The following is a 22,481-nucleotide window of genomic DNA, read 5'->3' as shown; positions in this document are numbered from 1 at the left end:
ATGGCGGAATTACAAAGGCTCGAAAAACTATTGAAGGCTGCGCTCGATGCGGGCGACATGGATGACGCCAATTTTTTTCGGCGTGAACTGGTAACGCACCCAGACTATGCGCAACACCGAAAGGCAAAGCTCAACCAAATAGACGAGCAGTTAAACCCCGAAGCCGGCACCTACTTGCGCGATAACGCCCCAATGTTACAGAAGCCAGTTGGGGCAGTTCGCAGCGGATTGCAGGGGCTAACATTCGGCCTATCTGATGAAATTGCCGCAGGTATCACCGCGCCTTTTGTTGACGAATCGTATTCTGATATTCAAAAGGGATTCGATCAGGAGCAACGCCAATTTGCGGAAAAGAATCCGGTGCTTTCAACTACCGCGGAACTGGCCGGCGGCCTCGCTACAGGCGGAGCGGGTTTGGCAAAGTCTGGCGCAACCATGGCCGGTCGCAGCCCATTGGCTAGAGCGCTGGCCGCTACGGCAACCGGTGCCGCAGAGGGTGGCGTTTACGGCGCAGGCACGTCCCAGCAAGGCGAACGCCTACAAGGCGGCTTAGAGGGCGCAGCATTCGGCGCAGCAGCCGCACCAGTTGCAGGCGTAGCCGGGAAAGTTGCCGGTAAGGCTGGCGTCCCAGCGTTAGAGTGGATCAACAAAAATTTACTGGCCTCCCCGCAGCGTAACGCCGAGAAATTTCTGGCCCGCGGTTTGGCCACAGAGGGAACTAAACAGGGAATGTTAGCGCGAGCGCTGCGCGAAATGGGACCGAACGCCGTACTTGCCGATGTATCCACTTCTGCGCGCAATTCTCTTGAGGGAGTAATTCAGAAAGGCGACAACCCAAATATCGCCAACCAAGCCGAAGCGCTTTTGTTGAAACGCAATGCGGGACAACAGCCGCGACTGATTGGCGACCTTACAGAAAACTTAGGTATTCCCGAAAATGTCAGCATTCAACAAACGGTCGATAAATTGGGCAAGCAGCGTTCAAACACTGCCGGCCCGCTCTATCAGCAAGCCTACCAACAGCCACTACAACGCACGGAAAAACTCGATTCTCTTATGCGGGCACCGGCAGTACAAAGCGCGCTCAAGAGTGCCGAGACGATAGCCGCAAACCAGCGTATTGCAGGAGATCAAATTTCCCACATGCGTTTGTTTGATTTGGCCAAGCAGGATTTAGATGACCAGATAGGCCGTGCGTTAAATTCTGGCGAAAAAGGTAGAGCGCGTGACCTTATCCGCTTAAAGCAGGATCTAGTATCAGAACTCGATGAACAGGTTCCCGTATACAAAGAGGCCCGTGACATATTCGCCAATCATTCCGCCATGATCGACGCCGCCGAAATGGGCCGCCGTATTCTTAGGGAAGACGCGGATTACATGGACGAAGTGTTAAAGGGTATGGGTAACGCTGAAAAGGAAATGTTTCGTATAGGAGCCGGTCGCGCTATTCGGGATAAGTTGATGCAGGCCAGCACTTCAGGCGATGCAACCAAGCGCCTGAATTCCGGTTTGATTCGAGAGAGGATGCAACGTGCATTCCCTGACAAAGAATCATTTGACCAATTTATGAAAAAGGTGGAGGTGGAATCTAATATTTATTCCACCACAAATATTCTCGCCAATTCCGCTACTGCCCGTCGTCTAGCCGAGTTTAAACGACAAGAAGGCGTCGACCTTCCCGGTATCGAAGGCGGAGCTACCGGCGTAGCCATTGGCCTGTTTAAACGGCTTATGGGTGCGGGTTTGGATGATGAAGCAAAAGAAGAGCTGGCAAGACTCACCATGCAACGCCTTGGCGACGTCGACCTTGATGCACTGAATAAGGCAATCAATAAATCCACGTTGCGCGACTCGCAAAAGGAATGGCTCAGAACGCGCCTGCCAGAATTCGCAGCCGTGACCGCCGCGCCCTCAGCCAACATTTTGCACAATGCGCTTTCTGAGAATCCAACAGCTTCTAGGCAGCAAATGATGGCCGACGCACTCAGAGGAAACCGCCAGTGAAAATGGATATTGAACAGGTAGAGCAGATCCTTACCAGAGTGGTCGGTGGTTATCGCGAGCATTTTGAAGAGGGGCATGACTTAGATTTTGATGATTTTGCTTTCTCTTTGCCCGCCGTGATTGCGCAAGTATTGGAAAGCACCAATTGGAACCCCGACACCGTGGACGCCGCCCGGGACAAGTTTGTCGATCTATTCTCAGCCGGTGCAGAGAGATACCGCCACAGGTGCCGCCCCGGCAAGGACTTACACTGATGGCGAAGAACAGACCCTCAAACCTCCCGGCAGAACCGCGGCTCACCCCGCGAATGTCAGAGCTGGCGAATCCAACGCTGGCAGACCTGACCGATGGCGTGAACCCGGGCGGCTCCAACTCGAACGCCGATGGCGTGCACACCGGGAGCTATAACTTGCCGCAGGAACTCACCGCGGGATGGTGGCGCCAGATATATTTTGAAAATCTGTTCGGCCAGCATATCGGTATCGGGCAGAGTGCCCCGGAAGACGCCATATTGGTGCAAGGCGTTCAAACGCGATTCATACAGGCCAGCGCCGACATTCCCCCCGGGCAACCAGATCCCGCCACCGGCCTCTATAACGCCACCGGCCAGACCGTACCCGCCGGCGCATGGTTTTGGGGATTGGATGGCGTGCCGACTGCGCTGCGCGTGATTGGCGACCAGACCCCCAGAGTAACCGCCGATGGCACTTACCGAGTGGTGGCGTTGTGAGTGACGGATTGGAGGAGTGGACCCCGGACAATGCCAGCGGCTTCGGGAGAGCATGGAGACCCGGGGAGGAAGCCGTACCCTTACAGCGGCCCGATGACAGCCACAGGTACAAACTCAGGCCGCCCCGGAAGCCTACCTTTTATAGAGGGGAGATTGTTGGCCCGTACTGCCGGATAGATCGGGTATGGCTGACAGGAGAAGACAGACGGCAGAGTCGGCCCGCGCAGGGAATAGCGAAAGCCACCCCAATAGGACAGTGACCATGGCAGAGATTAAGCAGACCCCGATTGGCCACAAAGACGGCAAGCCAGTACCGCCACCAGTGAACATTGCTCGGGAAGGCAATCGCCACTACCCCCAAACTCCCGCCCAAAAGTCGGATTTGGGCAGATTTGGGCGCTGAATCGGCAAAAAAATTTCAGGCACAAAAAAACCGCCCCTGTCGGCGGTTTTGATGTACTGCAATCGAAGGTATACAGATTTGATACTGGGCAAAGCCCTTTGTAAAAAATCTAAGTAAATCAACGACTTACAGAGATAAATGGCGGACCGGACGGGACTCGAACCCGCGACCTCCGGCGTGACAGGCCGGCATTCTAACCAACTGAACTACCGGTCCGCATTCCTGTTTTCCCTTTGAAAAATCTGCCAAGCAGATGAAAGGGAAGTGGTGGGTGGTACAGGGGTCGAACCTGTGACCTACGGCTTGTAAGGCCGCCGCTCTCCCAACTGAGCTAACCACCCCGCGTCAGGAGCTGCGTATAGTAATGATTTTTTTTGGGGCGTCAACGCTTTCTGAAAATTTTTTTGAGATTCAAAGAGTTAAGCGGTTTGTGCGGCGGATGCGGGGGCTGTACCAAGTGGGCAGGAGCCAGTATTCACAACGGGTGTAGGGCTGTCGTGGCGCTGCTATAATCGGATCAATTTCCAAACGGCCACACTGTCCGCCGGAGAAAACCTGTGCCGAAAAAAATCACATATATGCCCCTGGCCACTGCGTTGACCTTGTTCATCCTCCTGGTCACCAAGGCTTCTCTCAGTCTGGCCTCGGTTGAAATCGAGCAGCTATCCACCCCGGAGTTGCAGGCGCGCTATCAGGTACTGATTGAGGAAATGCGTTGCCCTAAATGTCAGAACCAGAATCTTGCCGGCTCAGATTCCATGGTGGCGACGGATTTGCGACGGGAGATCCGCCGCCTGCTGGAGGAGGGCTTCAGCGATCAGGAAGTCAATGAATACATGGTGGCGCGCTATGGTGATTTTGTACTGTATCGGCCGCCGCTTCAGCGCAACACTCTGGCACTGTGGCTGGCACCAGGTGTGTTTGCGGCCCTTGGCTTGCTCACCCTGATTGTTATTGTGGTGCGTTCACGCAATGGTCGTGGCGGGCGCCAGGGTGACGAAACGGATACCTTGAGCCCTGAAGAGCAGCGGCGCTTGGCGCAGTTACTGGACGGCAGTGGGCACCGCGAGATAGAGAGCGGAATAGCGAACGGAATAGAGAGTGGAAGCAAGAACAATGATTGATCTCTGGTTGATGTTGGCGCTATTGCTGCTGCCTCTGGCCTTTTTTATTGCCTGGCCGATGTTTCGCCAGGGCAGGGGGCTCCCTGGTCCGGATCACAATCCAGAGGTATCTGCGCAGGCGGCGTTGTTCAAAGAGCACCTGGCAGAGCTGGACACCTCGCTAGCCACTGGTGCTATTGGCGATGCGCAATACCAGTCGTTAAAGGCGGAGCTTGCACGCAAGTTACTCGCGGAAGAGGGCGAAGGTTACCGTTTGCGTAAGCAGCATAGCGGCGGTCGCGGGCTGCTGTTCGGTCTGGCGTTTCTGTTGCCTTTCGCGGCGGTAGGCCTGTATTTCACCTGGGGCGCGCACAATGACCTGGCGCTTTACCGGGATATCGTCGCCAGCCAGGCGGGCGAGACCGATATGGTGGCCGAGGCGCGGATTACCCAGCATTTGCGAGATAGAGCCGAGACGCACCCGGAAGACCTCTCCAGTCGCTATGTACTTGCCCAGCGCCTTTTGGTCAGTAATGACATCAAGGGCGCGGTCGCGGAATACCGTTACATCGTTGCGCACGAGCCCCAGGCATCGAATATTCGTGCAGAGTTGGCTCAGGCGCTGTTCTTTGCCAGCGGCTCCCAGGTGACACCTGAGGTACTTAAAGAAGTCAGCCTGGTGCTGGAGGCTCAGCCCAACAACAGTACTGCACTGGGGCTGGCCGGGATCGCGGCTTTTGAGCAGAAGGACTACGCAGCGGCGAAAGCACACTGGCAGCGTGCCCTGTCGCAGATGTCGCCTGGCTCCAATGCCGCACAAGCCCTGTCTGCTGGTGTAGCCCGCGCGGAAAAAGCGCTGGCGGACGCCGGTGGCGCGGAGTCGGCCTCGGAAGCAGTTGTCGGCGCTGCGCCGGCACCGGCGGCTGACTCTGTGAAGGTGGCTGGAACCGCCGGGCAGGGCGCTGCGGAAGGTGGCGCTGGCGAAAACCGTATCTCGGTCAAAGTCACCCTCGCGAGCACCGTTCAGGCTGCTCCCGACACCCCGGTTTTCATCTATGCGCGCACCGCAGAAAGCCCTATGCCCCTTGCCATTGTGCGCATGAGTGCGGCGGATCTTCCGGCGGAGGTGGTGCTGGATGAGTCCCGGGCGATGATGCCCGGGCGCAGCCTCAAGACGGTAGATGAGGTGCAGGTGGTGGCGCGTCTCGCGGTAAGCGGCAATGCCCGGCCGGCACCTGGGGATTGGCAGGGAGAGGTGAAAGCTTTGCCGCGCAGTGACTGGTCCAAGCCGCTACATATTGCCATTGACCAGAAAATTTAACGAAATACTGGCCAATATCCCCGCTTTGCGGGGCTCTTTCCCTTCCCGGTTGCCAGACCGGGTTCCGGTGCTCAAGAAGCCGCCGGCGCGTACGGCCGGCCGGATCGGCGTCGGGTAAGCCCGGGTATCTGCTGAGCGCTATCGGGTGACCCGGTTAGCGCCCTTGAATGGTCCTGCGAATGGTCCTGCCCGGTCAAAAATAGCGCTGAAACCGCGCCCGCAGCCATGTACAATCGGCGGTTTGCAAAGATAAAACGGCGATTTGGCGGTCTTTTGGCCAGTTCGCCCCGGGTGGCTGGCAGAGTCCGTACTAGCGTCAGTACAGTTTTGTCGCGATCTAATCCTAATGACTACAACGAAGAGCGTTCGGCGGCCGTGAATGTTGGCTGTACGGGCGCCGGGTATTACCGAGTTTCAAGACCATGCGTTTGAAGTGCATCAAGCTGGCCGGGTTCAAGTCCTTTGTGGACCCGACCACCGTCTACTTCCCCTCCAACCTCAGCGCCGTGGTCGGCCCTAACGGTTGTGGTAAGTCGAATACCATTGACGCCGTGCGCTGGGTGATGGGTGAGTCGTCGGCCAAGAATCTGCGCGGCGACTCCATGACCGACGTTATTTTCAATGGTTCCAGTGGCCGTAAACCGGTGGGTCAGGCTTCCATTGAGCTGGTGTTCGATAACTCCGCCGGCAAGCTCACGGGCGAATACGCTGCATTCAGTGAAATCTCCATCAAGCGCAAAGTGACCCGCGACGGGCAGAATATTTATTACCTGAATGGTGAGAAGTGTCGCCGTCGGGATGTGACCGATCTGTTCCTCGGAACCGGTCTCGGCCCGCGCAGCTACGCCATCATCGAGCAGGGCATGATTTCCAAGCTGATTGAGGCCAAGCCCGAAGAGCTGCGGGTCTTTATTGAAGAAGCGGCGGGTATCTCCAAATACAAAGAGCGCCGCCGGGATACCGAAAACCGCATGCGCCGGACCCATGAGAACCTGGAGCGCCTCACCGATATTCGCGACGAGCTGGATCGCCAATTGTCGCGTCTGGAGCGACAGTCGGCGGCGGCGGAAAAGTACAGCCGTTTCAAGGAAGAGGAACGCACTCATAAGGCGCACCTGCAGGCGCTCAAATACCGCGATCTTGACGATCAGGCCAAAGCGAAGCAGCAGCAAATTGGCGAGCTGGAGCTGACCGTAGAAGAGCTGGTGACTCGCCAGGTGAGCTGCGATACCGGCATTGAAGAACGGCGCGTGGCCTATCACGACCTGTCCGACGCTTTCAACGAAGTGCAGGGGCGCTTCTACTCGGTAGGCGCTGATATTGCGCGCCTGGAGCAGAGCATTTCCCACGCCCGTGAGCGGAACGCCCAATTGCAGACGGACCTTTCTCGCACCGAGCAGGAGTACAGCGAGTCCCAGTCGCTGCTGGCGGCCGACCAGGAAAAGGCGGTGGAGTTCGATGCCGAGCTGGAAGTGATCGTACCGGATCTGGAAATGGTGCAGGCGGCGGAAGAAGAGTCTGCCCAGAGCCTGTTGACCGCCGAAGACCTGATGCGCGAATGGCAGAACGAGTGGGACCAGTTCAACCAGGGGGCCTCCGGTTCTCGCCAGAAGGCGGAAGTGGAGCAGTCTCGGATCCAGCACCTGGAAACCTCTACCCAGCGCCTGCAAGACCGTATCAGTAAACTGCAGAGTGAGCGCGAGAGTCTTGCCTGTAATGGTGACGACAGCGAGCTGGAGCAGCAAAACGAAGAATTGGCCGAGCTGGAAATGCAGCTGGCGGAGCTGCGCGAGTCTATTTCCGAGCAGACGGAACAGCAGTCAGAGTTGCGCCGTCGCGAAAGCGAAATTGCCTCGGACCTGGATAAAGAGCGTCTGCAGCTGCAAACCAGCCGCGGCCGCCAGGCCTCTCTGGAAGCGTTGCAGCAGGCGGCCATGGGGCAGGGCAAGTCCGTTGCCAGCTGGCTGGAACAGCAGAATTTACAGGATCGCCCGCGTCTGGCGGAGCAGATCAGTGCCCAGCCAGGCTGGGAATCTGCGGTGGAGACCGTGCTCGGTGCCCAGCTGCAGGCGGTATGCATCGATCAGCTTGAGTCATTGAGCGAATCCCTGGCAAGCCTCAAGGGTGGCCAGGCCGTGTTCGTGGATGGCCAGAGTGTAGCGGCGGCCGCTGCTGGCAGTCTGCCGAAACTGGCGGATGTGGTGCAGGGGCCGGCGTCCCTGATTGGCCTGATTGACGGTATCTACACCGCGCAAGATCTCACCAGTGCGCTGGCGCTGCGCAGTCAATTAAAGGGCGGCGAGTCCATAGTGACCCGCGATGGCCTCTGGTTGGGCCCCAACTGGCTGCGGGTCAGCCGTGGCACCGATGCCGAGTCCGGGGTTCTGGCGCGCAAACAGGAGCTGGAAGACCTTGAGCAATCCCTGGCGGTGTGTGAAGCACGTATCGAGGAACTGAGCGAGCAGCGCGAACAACTGCGTATCCGCGCCAGCGAACTGGAATCCGGGATTGAGCAGGCACGCAACAATGCAGAGCAGTTAAACCGCCGCACTGGTGATTTGCGCAGTCAGCTTTCTGCCCAGCGCGCCCGTCAGGAACAGATGGACGAGCGCCGCAACCGTATCGAGCAGGAAATCGCCGAAGTACGGGAGCAGAAAGACGCGGAAGCGGAGTCCATTTCCGAAGCGCGTATAGTGCTGCAAGAGGCCCTGGAGGCCATGAGCGACGATACCGATCGCCGTGAATCCCTGTTGGCGCGTCGCGAAGAGTTGCGGGAAACCCTCGACGCCGCCCGCCAGCGCGCCCGCGAAGACAAAGACCGCGCCCACGAACTGGCCATGCGCGAGCAGTCTGTGCGCACCCAGAAGGTCTCGCTTGAGCGCACTCTGCAGGTATTGCGGGAGCAGGTGGAGCGTCTGTCCGAACGCCGCGAACAGCTGCTACTGCAAATGGAAGAGGCTCAGGACCCATCCCAGGATTACCAGGGTGACCTGGAAGAGAAGCTGGGCCAGCGGATTGAAGTAGAAAACGAACTTTCCGAAGCGCGCAAGAAGCTCGAGGAAGTGGAAAGTGGCCTGCGCAATCAGGAGCAGGAGCGCCAGAAAGCCGAGTCTGCACTCCAGGGCGTGCGTGCCCAGCTGGAGCAGCAGCGCCTGGTGGCCCAGACCCTGGAAACCCAGCGCGGTGGCCTGGTTGAACAGTTGCACGAGTCCGACCACGATGTGGATACCCTGCTGGAGGAACTCCCGGAAGAGTTGACCATCGAAGCAGTACAGCAGGACATCGAGCTGGTGGCGGCGCGTATCTCTCGCCTTGGCCCCATCAACCTGGCGGCCATCGACGAATACAAGCAGGAGTCCGAGCGCAAGCATTACCTGGATCGCCAGCACGGTGACTTGACCGATGCGCTGGAAACGCTGGAAAACGCCATTCGTCGCATTGATAAGGAAACCCGCACCCGCTTCAAGGAGACCTTTGATCAGGTCAACAGCGGGCTGCAGGAACTGTTCCCGAAAGTCTTCGGTGGTGGTCACGCGTATCTGGAATTGACCGGCGATGATCTGCTGGATACCGGCATCGCGATCATGGCGCGTCCACCGGGCAAGCGAAACAGTACCATTCACCTGCTGTCCGGTGGGGAAAAGGCACTGACCGCGATTGCGCTGGTATTTTCCATCTTCCGCCTGAATCCGGCGCCCTTCTGTATGCTGGATGAGGTAGATGCACCTCTGGATGACGCCAACGTCGGGCGTTACGCGCGCATGGTGAAAGAGATGTCGGCGCATGTGCAGTTTATTTACATTACCCACAACAAGATTGCCATGGAGATGGCCGATCAGTTGCTCGGGGTAACCATGCACGAGCCGGGGGTGTCGCGCCTGGTATCGGTGGACGTGGAAGAGGCTGCGGAGCTGGCGTCTGCGTGATGAGTGTTGTGAAAAGCGCACCGAGTTGTGTTGATCGGAAGATCCCGGTGATATACAACCCGCGGAATGTGAGTGCACGGGTTCAATGGATGTGGGCGTAGGGAGAGGGGAGCACACATGGACAATTGGCTGATCAATTTGCTGGCACTGGTGCTGTTTGCAGTGGTGCTGGATGGCGCACGCCGTGCCTATCTCAAGCACCGGGACACGATGAAAGTGTCCCGCAACCTGTCTCGTTCCATGCGTCGGGATATGGGTGACGATTACGATGACGGTATTCTCTCGAGGCCGCGCTCCATAGAGCCGCCGGAGCAGGCCGTGAGAAAGCCACAGCAGCCAGCTGCTGCCGTTTCTACTGTCGGCCATGAAAGTACCGCGGCCCCTCAAGCGAGTGCATCCTTCACCGTCGAAAAAAAGCCATCGTTGCTGACAGATAGCGAACTCGAGCTGATCGATCCGGAAGAGGCCGAAAAGCGCCGTCAGATCGCCGCGGAATTGCCGGGTACCGTGCGCGTGGTACAGCGCCGCAAACCCGAGGATGCCAGCCAGGTAAACCGCCAGGTACAGCAGAATTTCCACTCTTCCCGCAAGCCGCTGGCCGGCAGCAAGCCAGAACGCAGGGACACGGACCCGGTTGATGCCCCAGTGGGCAAAGCGGCTCCGGTGAAACCGGCTCAGGCTTCTGTGCCGGAACAGGTTTCCCTCAACCTGGAAGAGCAGGTGCCGATGCTGATGGATTCGGTCGCGGACACCGAAGTAGAGCCTGCCGATGAATGGCCACCAGCGGAAGCGTCTGCGGTAGCGACCGCGTCTGCGGAAACACGCAACCCTGACCCAATGGCTGGTCTCGCCGATGAGCCCATACTGGCGGACCGGCGCGAGCCTTCCCTCGATGAGTCCGTTAGCCTGGAGTCGCTGCAACGAGTGTCCGCGCAGGACGACAGTGAGCAGTGGCGGGAGGCGGCGGACGAAGCCGGTGGGAAAGCTGGCGTGGTCGCTGCAGCGGCAGAAAAAGCGCGCGCGCTGAAACCCGGTTGGGCCAGTGCCGAGATCAAATTGCCGGAACTGAAGTTCCCCGAGCTGAAGAAAGGCCCGGCACAGGACTCCCGGACACCACAGGATGCGCCAGCCAAGGGTCGCAACAGCGGTCGCAACGGCAAGCGCGGCAGTGACGCGCGCAGCGAACGCCCGGTGGAAGAAGTGTTGATCCTGAATATCATGGCCCCCAAGGGCGATTACTTTGAGGGCAATGATCTTTTGCGGGTACTGCTTTCCAGTGGACTGCGCTTTGGTGACATGAACATCTTTCACTACCACTGCGGCGAGGCTGGAGAAGGCCCGGTGCTGTTCAGCTTGGCGAATATCGTCGTGCCGGGCACCTTTGACATGTCAGACATGGAAGATTTCACCACGCCGGGCGTCAGCCTGTTCCTGGCGCTGCCGGCGGAAGTGGAGGCGCTCAAGGCTTTCGATACCCTGCTAACCACCGCGCGGACGGTCTCCGAGCAGTTGGGTGGCGAGCTCAAGGATGAAAACCGCAGCGTGTTTACCGCGCAGACAGCGGAGCACTATCGCCAGCGGGTTATGGAATTCCAGCGCCGAAAAGCGTTGGCCAAAGCCCAGGCCTGAAATCCCCGGAACCATCGTAGGAGCCTGCGCTCAGGCTCCTAGATTCATGCTTTCGTAGAGCATGACCTCCTTTCCTGTGGCAAGAATTCCCCATTTTTGCGGATAAAAAATGACAAATACACTTCCCCCGGAAACACACAAGCGTGCTCTGGAACTGCACGATATTCTCAACCGTGCGAATTACCAGTATTACGTTCTGGATGCGCCGGAACTGCCAGACGCTGAATATGACCGCTGTCTGCGTGAGCTGCAGGCGCTGGAGCAGGAGTTCCCGCAACTTATCAGCGGTGACTCCCCCACGCAGCGGGTCGGCGCGGAGCCCCTGGCGGCGTTTACCCAGATACGTCATGAAATGCCGATGCTGTCGCTGGACAATGCCTTTAACGATGAGGAAATCGAGGATTTCGACCGCCGTATCCGCGACCGCCTGAACAACCAGGCACCGGTGGAATACGCCTGTGAGCCCAAGCTCGATGGTATCGCGGTCAGCCTGTTGTACCGCAACGGTGTACTGGAGCGGGCGGCCACCCGCGGTGACGGCACCGTGGGTGAAGATATCACGCAGAATGTGCGCACCATTTATTCGGTGCCATTGAAGCTGCTGGCGGACGACGTGCCAGCAGTGCTGGAAGTGCGCGGCGAAATTTATATGCCCAAGGCGGGCTTTGCGGCTCTGAACGAAAAAGCGCGCGCGGCGGGAGAAAAGGGATTTGTAAACCCGCGCAATGCCGCAGCCGGGAGTCTGCGGCAGCTGGATTCCCGCATTACCGCACAGCGTCCGCTGGAGCTCTGTACCTATAGTGTGGGGCTGGTGGAGGGGGGTGACCTGCCCGAGCGCCACTCGGATATTCTTGAACAATTAAACCGCTGGGGTTTTCGGATTAACAGCGAAATGGCCGTGGCCGAGGATATTCAAGGCTGTATCGATTACTACCGTAGACTGGGCGACAAGCGCGCACAGTTGCCCTACGACATTGACGGCATTGTTTTCAAGGTCAACAGCATACCGCTGCAGAAACGTCTCGGGTTTGTTGCCCGCGCGCCGCGCTGGGCAACCGCGTACAAGTTTCCCGCTCAGGAAGAAATGACCCAGTTGCTGGATGTGGAGTTCCAGGTGGGGCGCACCGGTGCAGTAACGCCGGTCGCGCGATTGCAGCCAGTATTTGTGGGCGGTGTGACCGTATCCAACGCGACTCTGCACAACCGGGATGAAATCGAGCGTCTGGGCGTGCGGGTTGGCGACACGGTGATCATCCGCCGCGCCGGTGACGTGATTCCCCAGGTGGTTTCAGTGGTGGAGAGCCGCCGCCCGGCGGATGCGCGGGAAATTGTGTTTCCCGACCACTGCCCGGTGTGTGATTCGCCGGTCGAAGCTACACCGGGTGAGGCGGTGGCCCGCTGTAGTGGCGGGCTGATTTGCAGCGCCCAGCGCAAGCAGGCGATCAAGCATTTTGCCTCCCGCAAGGCCATGGATATCGACGGGCTTGGCGACAAGATTGTCGAGCAACTGGTGGATGAAGGATTGCTCAATTCCGTGTCCGGGCTCTATCACCTGTCATTGGCGCCGCTGGTGGCGCTGGAGCGGATGGGCGAAAAATCGGCGCAGAACCTTCTGGATGCGCTCAAGAAAAGCAAAGCCACCACCCTGCCCAAGTTCCTGTATGCCCTTGGAATTCGTGAAGTGGGGGAGGCCACTGCGCGCAATCTGGCGCGGCACTTCGGGGACCTTGAGCAGTTGATGCAAGCAGATGTCGAGGCGCTGCAGCAGGTGGACGATGTGGGTCCGGTGGTTGCCCACTATGTCGCGGAGTTTTTTGAGCAGCCGCACAACCTGGAAGAAATTGAGGCGCTCAAACAGGCCGGTGTGCACTGGGATGCAGAGGTGCAGGAGGCGGGCTCGCAGCCACTGGCGGGCCAGACCTGGGTGCTGACCGGTAAGCTGGAGACACTCTCGCGCAGCGAGGCCAAGGATTACCTGCAGCGGCTCGGGGCCAAGGTGGCAGGCAGTGTTTCTGCCAATACCCATACGGTGGTGGCGGGGCCAGGCGCTGGTTCAAAATTGAACAAGGCGCGGGATCTGAATTTGCCGGTGCTGGATGAAGAGGGGTTAATTGCGATGCTGCGCGAGCAGGGTGTCGAAATTTAATCGCTCTGTCTGAAATGCGATCGGGTCGAAAATTTGGCGGCATCTGGCAGTAGAATTCTCCCGGTCGCGCCGTTACAGTTGGCGGAATAATTTTCGAATTGGCCCGCTGACAGCACTCATGGTGCTGCGGGATTAGCGTAGGGGTTAGCGCAGAGTGATTCAGGGCGATCAGGAATCCATTGTTTACGGTTGTATCAAAGACAGTAACAGCCTCACCGGCGGCAGCGACCGCCGCCGGGTTAATCGCGAAGCTGTTCTCGCCCTGCCGAGTGCCGACGAGTGGCCCTTTTTGTGCCGCGACATGTTCTCCATTCCCACCATTAAGGTGAAGCAATCCCAGTACCAGACCGATGTGATCCATTTCGGTGCTTCCTATCGCGCCGTGGAATATGAATGGAATCACTGGATCGAAAAATTCGAAGAGCTGCTGCGCAGCATGTACTGGGTGTCTGCCACCGTACACCTGGAGACCGAACTCTCCGGGACACACTCTTTCAACTGGGAAGCGGCCGGTCTCTATCACGAACCCGGCTGCGGCGACATGCAGGTACGCTGCGAGTGGACCCAGGAAGGGCGCGTCAGTATCTGAATCGCCGTTCATACGGCGCCCCTGCCAATTCCGCCTGGCACACGTTACCCTTGCGCTGATAGCAATTCCCCACCCCGTCTGTTGACCGACAGGATTTGCCTATGCCTGAAAAATCGCCCGGGACGCCCTCGGATAGCCATCCCCCCTCACCGGCAGAAAGCTTTCGTACCGAAAAAGACAGCCTGGGTGAAGTTCAGGTGCCCGTTAGCGCTTTCTATGGTGCCCAGACGCAGCGTGCGGTCGAAAATTTCCCTGTAAGTAATTACATCCTGCCTGAAAGTTTTTTGCGCGCGGTGGTTGCGATCAAAAAGGCAGCAGCCGAGACCAACCGCTGCCTGGGGCTGCTCGACGCCGAGCGGTCGCAGGCCATTGTGGCTGCCTGCGACCAGTTGACCGGGCAGGACTACCGCACACAGTTTCCGGTGGATGTATTCCAGACCGGCTCCGGTACCAGCACCAATATGAATGTGAACGAGGTGCTGGCGCACCTGGCGGCAGAGCAGGGGGGGCTCGCGATCAGTGCCAACGATCACGTCAACATGTGCCAGAGCAGTAACGATGTGATCCCCACTGCCATCCACCTTTCCGCCCAATTGGGTATACAGAACCGGTTGCTGCCGGCACTGGCACATTTGATTCTGGTGATTCGCGAGAAGGCGGCTGCGGTATCCGGCGTGGTCAAGACCGGGCGCACCCACTTGATGGACGCGGTACCCATTACCCTGGAGCAGGAATTGTTGGCCTGGGCAGTGCAGATCGAACACTGCAGTGAGCGTATTGAAGACTGCTTGCCACGCCTGTCGCAGCTGGCCCAAGGCGGGACAGCGGTAGGCACGGGGCTCAATGCCGAGGGTGAATTTGCATCCCTGTTCGCGCGCAAGCTGAGCAATAACTGCGGGGTTTCCCTGCGCCCGGCGGATAACCTGTTTACGGCGATCGCCAGCCAGGACACCGCGGTCGAGGTTTCCGGGCAGTTGAAAACGTTAGCGGTGGCGCTGATGAAAATTGCCAACGACCTGCGCTGGATGAACAGCGGACCCCTGGCGGGGTTCGGAGAGATAGCGCTGCCCTCATTACAGCCCGGTAGCAGTATCATGCCGGGCAAGGTCAACCCGGTAATCGCGGAATCCGTTGCCATGGTGGCGGCCAAGGTGATGGGAAATGACACCACGATTAGCGTGGCTGGGCAGAGTGGTAATTTTCAGCTCAATGTCATGTTGCCGGTGATTGCATTCAGCCTGTTGGAAAGTATCCAGATTCTGGCAGCCGCGGCACGTAACCTCGCCGATAAGGCCATCACCGGATTTACCGTAAACGAGGCGCGCATGCGCGAAATGTTGGGGCGCAATCCGATTCTGGTTACCGCACTCAATCCGGTCATCGGTTACAGCAAGGCCGCAGAAATTGCCAAAACGGCTTATGCCAGTGGCCGGCCGGTACTGGAGGTGGCGGTCGAGCTGACCGATCTTTCGCTGCAGGAGCTGGAGCAACTGCTGGATCCGGCACAGTTGAGCCGCGGCGGTATTCAGGGCAAGGAGTGAAGGCGCGTAGGGTGTAAGGGAACACAGGGTGTGAGGCAACGCAGGATGTGAAGGTGCAGGGCGTGCACCGGTGCGGCGGAAGCGGGATTAGCTCAGTAACAGAATGCCCAGCAGGACCGAGCCCGCAATCAGCATCATGCACTCCACCCACATTGCCAGTTTGCGCAACGTGCTCCTGTCTTCCCTTCGCAGCATATGTTTACGTTCACCCATAAGACTCATCTCCCTTACGCCCCGCGCCTGTTTCCTGAACAGTGGGTTCGTTGACAGCGGTGGGCCTATGCTGCACGATTCGGCGCCATCTGGGCCGGATACCGTGAGCGCCCACCGATTTCTATAGTATTAAGGGTAGTGTTGCCGTAAATCGTCGACCAGCCGTCCATTCGTTAGCAAAAGTGTTGTAGTTATGGCCATAAAACGCCGTCGTTCATTCGTCACCAGTGTGCTTGCCTGCGTCGCTTTTATTGCGGCGGCGATCTGGAGCTGGGATCTGCCGGTCGCAGATGTACTCAGTTATCTGGTGTTGATGCTGGTGTTTCTGGCAGTGATTGTCGCTGTTGCATTTGGATTCGGTGCATTGATCAATTGGCTGCGTAATCGCAAAGATAAGTAAAAGAGTTGTAATGGACCGCGACAACGATGATATCCGCATCCCCATTGCCTATGTTCAGCGCTTGCTGGACGAGGCCGCCCAGCACGGCTGCGACCGCGGCGAACTGCTGGCATCGGTGGATATTTCAGAGCAGGACCTTGAAGATACTGCGGCGTTTTCTGCGGTCAAATACGGGCGACTCTACCAGCGGGTAATGTGGCTATCCCAGGACGAGTGGTTCGGCATGCTCAGTGGCGGGCGGGTGCGTTCCGGGTCGTTTCGCCTGCTGTGCTTGACGGTAGTCAACTGCGCAACGGTTCGTCAGGCCATCACCCTCAGCGCAGAGTTTATGGAAATCTGTCGCGGATTCAGGGTCAAGCCGATTCTGCAGCCGCAGGGCGAACGCGACAAGGTGGTGATCCAGGGGATCAGCTCTCTGGCACCGGGCGAGTTCGAACAGCTTATTGCAGAGACTACTCCGGGAGTGATTCGCACCACCCTGGCGGTGTGGCATCGTTTCTATTGCTGGCTGGTTGGGCGGGAAATCCCCCTGGCCAAATTGCATTTTTCGTTTCCCTGCCCGGAAGAGTTTGCGGCTCTGGCACAAAGTGAGGCCGGAGAGTTGCTGTTCGATCAACCGGCCAATGCGCTGGAGTACGAGGGGCGCTACCTGGATTACCCGATCGTCCAGAGCCCCCAGACAGTGGAAGATTTTATCCGCACTGCGCCTTACCACCTGGTAATCAGTGACGGAAATGCCAACAGCATCAAGACCAAGGTGAAAACCATTCTGAACCGGGATGTGAGCGAGTCCATGCCCGCCGCAGAGGCGGTTGCCGAGCGCTTGAATATGTCGGTGACAACCCTGCGCCGAAAATTACAGCAGGAAAATACTTCTTACCAGAAGCTTAAAGACGAGTGCCGGATGGAAGCGGCGTTTCACTACCTGAGCTGCCCCGACCTCTCCAATACGCAGATTGCAGAGATGTTAGGGTTTGATGAGGCTAGCGCGTTTTTCCGCGCTTTTAAAAAGTGGACCGGGGTCACGCCGGGTGAATACCGCAAGAGCCCGCGTTCCACTTCAGTTGGTCTCTAGCGCCTTCCTAACATACATTAAAATACATGTATCTGGTGCGGCGGGGCCCATTGCCTCTCGCGTCGCACCGCATTTTTATGTCCAACTGGTCATGCCCATTTGACTGAATCATCAGTCAGTCAGCGTCCCATTTTTCTGTTTGTGTGACCCTGTCCTTATATTCGTTTTTGAATTCGTTCTGTTGCCAATTTCTATCCGGCGCCGCCGGATTTTGTTAGTGCTTTGGGCACTTTTCGCCATAGTGGCTATTGGGGAATTGGAACTAATATGAATAAAACCAAAAGTTGAGTCACAGGTTTGCGTGGCAGCTGTTGCCCCCTGGCTGAGACTCTCGGGCATAACAAACCCGATCCACAAAGTACAAATTGCGAAAGAGGGTACACAGAATGAGCGAGATCAAAATTCCGCTGCGCGACATGCGCTTTGCCATGCGCGAAATGTTGGGTTGGGATCAGCACTACGCGACTCTGGGCTATGAAGATGCCAGTCCGGACGTAGTGGACGCTATTCTGGAAGAGGGCGCCAAGTTCTGTGAGAACGTACTTGCCCCCCTGAATCAGATCGGTGATCAGCAGGGCTGTACCTGGAATGACGGTGAGGTCACCACTCCGGAAGGCTTCAAGGAAGCCTATCAGCAGTTCGTGGAAGCTGGCTGGCCGTCTCTGGCGCACAATGTGGATCACGGTGGCCAGGGTCTGCCGCCGTCTCTCGGCACCATTCTGAGTGAGATGGTGGGCACCGCCAACTGGTCCTGGGGCATGTACCCTGGCCTGTCCCATGGCGCCATGAACACCCTGGAAGCCCACGGTACTGACGAGCAAAAACACACCTACCTGACCAAGCTGGTCGAGGGTAGCTGGACCGGCACCATGTGCCTGACCGAGCCGCACTGTGGTACCGACCTGGGTATCCTGCGCACCAAGGCTGAGCCCAATGATGACGGGTCTTACGCCATCTCCGGTACCAAAATTTTCATTTCCGCCGGTGAACACGACATGGCGGAAAATATCGTCCATATCGTTCTCGCCCGCCTGCCGGATGCCCCTGCGGGCACCAAGGGCATCTCCCTGTTTATCGTACCCAAGTTCCTGCCCACCGCGGATGGCTCCGTGGGTGAGCGCAACGGTGTGAGCTGTGGCTCTCTGGAACACAAAATGGGTATCCATGGCAACGCCACCGCTGTGCTGAATTTCGACGGCGCCAAGGGTTACCTGATCGGCCCGCCGAACAAAGGTCTGAACTGCATGTTCACCTTTATGAACACCGCGCGTTTGGGTACGGCGCTGCAGGGCGTGGCACACGCGGAAGCGGGCTTCCAGAAGTCCCTGGCCTATGCCAAGGACCGCCTGCAGATGCGCTCCCTGAGCGGCCCCAAAAATCCGGAAGGCGCGGCCGACCCGATCATCGTGCACCCGGATGTGCGCCGTATGCTGTTGACCCAGAAGGCATTTGCCGAGGGCGGCCGTATGCTGGTGATGCTGTGTGCACAGCAAGTGGATCGCACCCAGGTAGGTTCTGACGAAGAGCGCAAAGACGCCGACGACCTGCTGGCGTTCCTGACGCCGATTGCCAAGGCATTCCTGACCGAAACCGGTTATGAATCTGCCAACCTGGGTATGCAGTGTTTTGGTGGTCACGGTTACATCGCCGAGTGGGGCATGGAACAGAACGTGCGCGACGCCCGTATCTCCACCATCTACGAAGGTACCACTGGTATTCAGGCGCTGGATCTGCTGGGCCGTAAAGTACTGATGAGCCAGGGCGAACTGCTGCGCAAGTTCACCAAAACCGTGCACAAGTTCTGTCAGGCGGAAGTGGACAATGAAGCACTGGCACCTTTCGTTAGCAAGCTGCAGGAAATCAACAAGCAGTGGGGCGAGCTGACCATGAACGTCGGTGTGAAAGCCATGGAAAACCCCGACGAAGTCGGCGCGGCTTCCGTGGATTACCTGATGTATTCCGGTTACGCCGTTCAGGCATACCTGTGGGCGCTGGCTGCCAAAGTGGCCAACGAGCAACTTGCAGCGGGTACCAGTGAAGAAGACTTCTACCGCGCCAAAATTGCGACCGCGCGTTTCTACTTCGACCGCATTCTGCCGCGTACCGCAACACACGCCAGCACCATGCTGAGCGGCGCCGACAACCTCATGAGTCTGGATGCGGAACACTTCGTATTCTGAACTTGATGTCAGCAAGACACCGCCACTGGCAACAGTGGCGGTGTTTTTGAATCTGGAGTCCACCAACGGCGGTGGAATCCGGCTCTAAGCAACAGCGGAGCTCCGATGCAATTACCGGCGCAAATCCTTGATCGGCTGCAGCGGCTAACTTGTTTGCCCAGTACCACTCGGGTACAGTTTCGATTGCCGGATGGCAGCGATTTTTACCTGCAGGTAAGCCCGCGCACCGGCGGCTCAGTCGCTTCTTGCGGCACCGCAGCGGCCGTTGAGGCGGTGCAGGCGATGGGGCTCACTGAGGCGCCTGACCTGGAACTGGAGATGTCGTACAAAACCTTGAACGACATTATCGATGGCGAATTGAGCGCGAGGCACGCGTTCCTCCTCGGAGATATTCGCTACACCGGTAACCGGGAGTTGGCAGCGGCGCTGGCGGACCTCTTTGCCGCCCATTGAAACTTTCAAAAATCGAAGCTTGCCAAGTTTGACGCTCGCAAAATTTAAGCTTTCAAAATTCACGGCTTCGAAATGACAAGCCGATTACCTCCGGCAGAATAGAAGCGCTACCGGATCAATGGTCCAATGACCTGCGGGGCTGGGAGCTACGGATCGGAATCGGCTACTAAAATTCAGGCGGGTTATTTGCCTAATTCGCTACTATTCATCGGATAACTAACAAAACTTACAATAATTGTCTGTCCGCAATGCCTGAGCCAGGGGATTTCAACTATATACGGACATGAAGATGTGACGCGGGTTAGTCCTGCGTGCTGCTAGCGCCTGCTTGTAGGTGACTGGTGTGCAGCGCTGTACTACCTGGAATTCAGGTTTGTCTGGCGCGCTTAACCCGTACATCCGTGCTTCTGGCGCTGGAAGCGTATCTTCAGTCTGTAACTTGAACGATAATCCCGGGTATCAGGTGTTGGTCGCGCTGGCGGACATCACCACAAAAACAACAGATTGGGAGAAATAAGTTGGACATCGATCGCAGTATTCTCGACGTGTTTACCAGTGCCACGGCCAAATACGCAGACCGGCCGGCATTTACCTGCCTGGGGCATACTCTGAGCCTTGGTGATATCGACCGACTCAGCGCCAACTTCGCCTCCTATCTCCAGAACAATACCAATCTGAAGCCCGGTGACCGCATCGCGGTGCAATTGCCAAATGTGCTGCAGTACCCGGTTGTCGTCTTCGGTGCGCTGCGCGCAGGTCTGACAGTCGTCAACACCAATCCGCTGTACACACAGCGGGAGCTCAAGCACCAGCTGAATGACTCCGGCGCCAAGGCACTGGTGGTGCTGGCGAACATTGCGGATACCGCATCGGCAGTCATTCCCGAGACCAGCGTAGAGCAGGTTATTGTTTCTGAAATTGCCGATTTACACCCGCCGGTCAAACGCCTGCTGATTAACAGCGTTGCCAAATACATCAAGAAAATGGTGCCGGAATTCAGCTTCGCCAATCGCGTTGATTTCCGCGAGGCCTTGTCTGCGGGCGCTGCCAAATCGCACCAGGATGTACAGCGTTCACCGGAAGATATCGCGGTACTCCAGTACACCGGTGGTACAACCGGCGTCGCCAAAGGTGCAATGCTGACCAACCGCAATCTGGTCGCGAACATGGAGCAGGTGCGTGAAGCGCTGGGTGATTCCATGAAGGAAGGCGAGGAGTACTATATTTCGCCTCTGCCGCTCTACCATATTTACGCCTTTACCATTCACTGCATGTGCTTACTCACCACCGGTAACCACTCGCTGCTGATTCCCAATCCGCGGGATATGCCGGGTTTCGTGAAATCCCTGAAGGGCAAGCGCTTCACCGGTTTTGTGGGGCTTAACACTCTGTTTAATGGCCTGATGCGCACGCCGGGTTTTGCCGATCTCGATTTCAGCAAACTGCACACTACCTGTTCCGGCGGCATGGCGTTGACTCGTGCAACGGCTGAAAAGTGGGAGCAGATGACCGGCTGCGTCGTGACCGAAGGTTACGGCATGACGGAAACCTCCCCGGTTGTCTCTTTCAACCCCGCCGATGCGGTTCAACTTGGCACCGTCGGTATTGCGGTACCCGGTACCGAGGTCAAGGTTACCGATGAGAATGGCAACGACTTGCCGAACAATACCCCGGGTGAGTTGTGTGTTCGCGGCCCGCAGGTAATGAAAGGTTACTGGGAGCGCCCGGAAGCCACTGCCGATACCATCGATTCCGAAGGCTGGCTGAAAACCGGCGATATGGCAGTGATCCAGGATGACGGCTACATCAAAATTGTCGATCGTAAGAAAGACATGATCATCGTTTCCGGCTTCAATGTTTACCCGAACGAAATCGAAGACATCGTCAGCGCCCACCCGAAAGTAACCGAGGCTGCGGCCGTCGGCATTCCCGATGAACGCAGTGGCGAGACCGTGAAGCTGTTTGTGGTGAAAGCCGACGACTCTCTTACTGCAGAAGAAGTGGTGAGCTACTGTCGCGAGAATATGACGGCCTACAAGGTGCCTAAAAATATCGAATTCCGCGAGGATCTGCCAAAAACCAACGTTGGCAAAATTCTCCGCCGCGAATTGCGCGACGAGGAACTGAAGAAAGTCGAGGCCACACCGGCCTGATAAGAAAAAGCCCGCAACTAGCGGGCTTTTTTGTGCCTGCTCGCAACGGCTCTGATTGCGCTATAAGTAACTGAGTTAATCAGAGGCGCGATATGGACGAAAAACACAATCCCCATGAGCTGATACACGACGAGCTGCCAAAGGAGCACGAGGATCCTCTGGTCCGCATGCTGCATGTGGCTATCAGAAGTTCGGTGCGAGTGCTGGCAATCCTGATGGCGCTGGTCATTTTGTGGGCTGTAGCGGATGTGGTGTTGGTGATGTACCAGCGCTTATCCACGCCACCGGTTTTCTTGCTGGATCACAATGACCTCTTTGATGTGTTCGGTGCCTTTATGCTGGTACTGATTGCGATCGAGATTTTCGTGAATATCCGGCTGTACCTGGGGACCAATGTCATACCGGTGCAGTTGGTGCTGGCTACGGCACTGATGGCAATTGCGCGGAAAGTGATTGTGATGGATCTGGACGATATCGACGTCATGTACATTCTCGGCATCGGCGTCGTCACCCTGTCTCTGGGGGTGACCTATTGGCTGGTGGCGAAAAAAGAACGACGGGAGCCGGCGAAGTAGGTAGTCTGTCTGGAATACACAAAAAAGCCCGGAAATTCCG

At 57.5% G+C, this 22,481-nt stretch carries 17 protein-coding genes and 2 tRNA genes; 16 read left to right on the top strand and 3 right to left on the bottom strand.

What is annotated here, in order from left to right:
* From GRX76_RS14380 to GRX76_RS14370, 3 genes are read left to right on the top strand one after another with little or no spacing between them, the layout of a single operon-like run.
* Complete coding sequence (locus GRX76_RS14380) at nucleotides 1–2,004, top strand: hypothetical protein (RefSeq protein ID WP_160153944.1); 2,004 nt, start codon at nucleotides 1–3, stop codon at nucleotides 2,002–2,004.
* Nucleotides 2,001–2,258 carry a hypothetical protein gene (locus GRX76_RS14375; RefSeq protein WP_160153943.1) on the top strand — a complete coding sequence of 86 codons (258 nt, stop codon included), beginning with the start codon at nucleotides 2,001–2,003 and terminating at the stop codon, nucleotides 2,256–2,258. Before GRX76_RS14380 ends, GRX76_RS14375 begins: the two co-directional genes overlap by 4 nt.
* Nucleotides 2,258–2,734, top strand: a complete 477-nt coding sequence (locus GRX76_RS14370) for a hypothetical protein (RefSeq protein ID WP_160153942.1) — start codon at nucleotides 2,258–2,260, stop codon at nucleotides 2,732–2,734. Before GRX76_RS14375 ends, GRX76_RS14370 begins: the two co-directional genes overlap by 1 nt.
* A 542-nt stretch (nucleotides 2,735–3,276) precedes the next feature.
* On the opposite strand, the gene GRX76_RS14365 is transcribed toward GRX76_RS14370, so the two are convergent.
* Nucleotides 3,277–3,353, bottom strand: a tRNA-Asp gene (locus GRX76_RS14365).
* Nucleotides 3,354–3,402: 49 nt separating this feature from the next.
* A tRNA-Val gene (locus GRX76_RS14360) sits at nucleotides 3,403–3,478 on the bottom strand.
* Nucleotides 3,479–3,694: 216 nt separating this feature from the next.
* Between GRX76_RS14360 and GRX76_RS14355 the strand changes: the two genes are divergently transcribed.
* The 7 genes from GRX76_RS14355 (at nucleotide 3,695) to GRX76_RS14325 (ending at nucleotide 15,392) form a co-directional block, all read left to right on the top strand.
* Nucleotides 3,695–4,261 carry a cytochrome c-type biogenesis protein gene (locus GRX76_RS14355; RefSeq protein WP_236250381.1) on the top strand — a complete coding sequence of 189 codons (567 nt, stop codon included), beginning with the start codon at nucleotides 3,695–3,697 and terminating at the stop codon, nucleotides 4,259–4,261.
* Complete coding sequence (ccmI, locus tag GRX76_RS14350) at nucleotides 4,239–5,561, top strand: c-type cytochrome biogenesis protein CcmI (protein ID WP_236250380.1); 1,323 nt, start codon at nucleotides 4,239–4,241, stop codon at nucleotides 5,559–5,561. Before GRX76_RS14355 ends, ccmI begins: the two co-directional genes overlap by 23 nt.
* Nucleotides 5,562–5,983: 422 nt before the next feature.
* Nucleotides 5,984–9,487 (top strand): chromosome segregation protein SMC, encoded by a 3,504-nt coding sequence (gene smc, locus GRX76_RS14345; protein ID WP_160153941.1) that lies wholly within the window; start codon nucleotides 5,984–5,986, stop codon nucleotides 9,485–9,487.
* 117 nt (nucleotides 9,488–9,604) lie between these two features.
* A complete protein-coding gene (gene zipA / locus GRX76_RS14340; protein ID WP_160153940.1) occupies nucleotides 9,605–11,116 on the top strand; it encodes a cell division protein ZipA in 1,512 nt (503 codons plus the stop codon).
* A 109-nt stretch (nucleotides 11,117–11,225) separates the two neighbouring features.
* Entirely contained in the window at nucleotides 11,226–13,262 is a 2,037-nt protein-coding gene (gene ligA / locus GRX76_RS14335; RefSeq protein ID WP_160153939.1) for an NAD-dependent DNA ligase LigA, read from the top strand.
* A gap of 154 nt (nucleotides 13,263–13,416) precedes the next feature.
* Nucleotides 13,417–13,851 (top strand): hypothetical protein, encoded by a 435-nt coding sequence (locus tag GRX76_RS14330; RefSeq protein WP_160153938.1) that lies wholly within the window; start codon nucleotides 13,417–13,419, stop codon nucleotides 13,849–13,851.
* Nucleotides 13,852–13,952: 101 nt separating this feature from the next.
* Nucleotides 13,953–15,392: an aspartate ammonia-lyase gene (locus GRX76_RS14325; RefSeq protein ID WP_160153937.1), complete on the top strand. Its 1,440-nt coding sequence runs from the start codon at nucleotides 13,953–13,955 to the stop codon at nucleotides 15,390–15,392.
* A gap of 87 nt (nucleotides 15,393–15,479) precedes the next feature.
* On the opposite strand, the gene GRX76_RS19410 is transcribed toward GRX76_RS14325, so the two are convergent.
* A complete protein-coding gene (locus GRX76_RS19410) occupies nucleotides 15,480–15,605 on the bottom strand; it encodes a hypothetical protein (protein WP_255461813.1) in 126 nt (41 codons plus the stop codon).
* Nucleotides 15,606–15,798: 193 nt separating this feature from the next.
* On the opposite strand from GRX76_RS19410, the gene GRX76_RS14320 reads away from it, so the two are divergent.
* The 6 genes from GRX76_RS14320 to GRX76_RS14295 all read left to right on the top strand — a co-directional run bounded on the left by GRX76_RS14320 (nucleotide 15,799) and on the right by GRX76_RS14295 (nucleotide 22,441).
* On the top strand, nucleotides 15,799–16,005 hold the full coding sequence (locus tag GRX76_RS14320) for a hypothetical protein (RefSeq protein ID WP_160153936.1): 207 nt from the start codon (nucleotides 15,799–15,801) through the stop codon (nucleotides 16,003–16,005).
* A 10-nt stretch (nucleotides 16,006–16,015) separates the two neighbouring features.
* Nucleotides 16,016–17,080 (top strand): AraC family transcriptional regulator, encoded by a 1,065-nt coding sequence (locus tag GRX76_RS14315; RefSeq protein WP_160153935.1) that lies wholly within the window; start codon nucleotides 16,016–16,018, stop codon nucleotides 17,078–17,080.
* A 386-nt stretch (nucleotides 17,081–17,466) separates the two neighbouring features.
* Nucleotides 17,467–19,260, top strand: a complete 1,794-nt coding sequence (locus GRX76_RS14310) for an acyl-CoA dehydrogenase C-terminal domain-containing protein (RefSeq protein ID WP_160153934.1) — start codon at nucleotides 17,467–17,469, stop codon at nucleotides 19,258–19,260.
* Between the two features lie 153 nt (nucleotides 19,261–19,413).
* The gene (locus GRX76_RS14305) at nucleotides 19,414–19,713 is read left to right on the top strand and encodes an SCP2 sterol-binding domain-containing protein (RefSeq protein WP_160153933.1); all 300 of its coding nucleotides are present in this window, start codon (nucleotides 19,414–19,416) and stop codon (nucleotides 19,711–19,713) included.
* A gap of 518 nt (nucleotides 19,714–20,231) precedes the next feature.
* A complete protein-coding gene (locus GRX76_RS14300; RefSeq protein ID WP_160153932.1) occupies nucleotides 20,232–21,866 on the top strand; it encodes an AMP-binding protein in 1,635 nt (544 codons plus the stop codon).
* Between the two features lie 92 nt (nucleotides 21,867–21,958).
* On the top strand, nucleotides 21,959–22,441 hold the full coding sequence (locus GRX76_RS14295) for a phosphate-starvation-inducible PsiE family protein (protein ID WP_236250379.1): 483 nt from the start codon (nucleotides 21,959–21,961) through the stop codon (nucleotides 22,439–22,441).
* Nucleotides 22,442–22,481: the final 40 nt, after the last annotated feature.

It is taken from the genome of Microbulbifer sp. ALW1 (genome assembly GCF_009903625.1).
Taxonomy (GTDB): Bacteria; Pseudomonadota; Gammaproteobacteria; order Pseudomonadales; family Cellvibrionaceae; genus Microbulbifer.
This window is presented reverse-complemented; position numbering and strand designations above follow the sequence as displayed.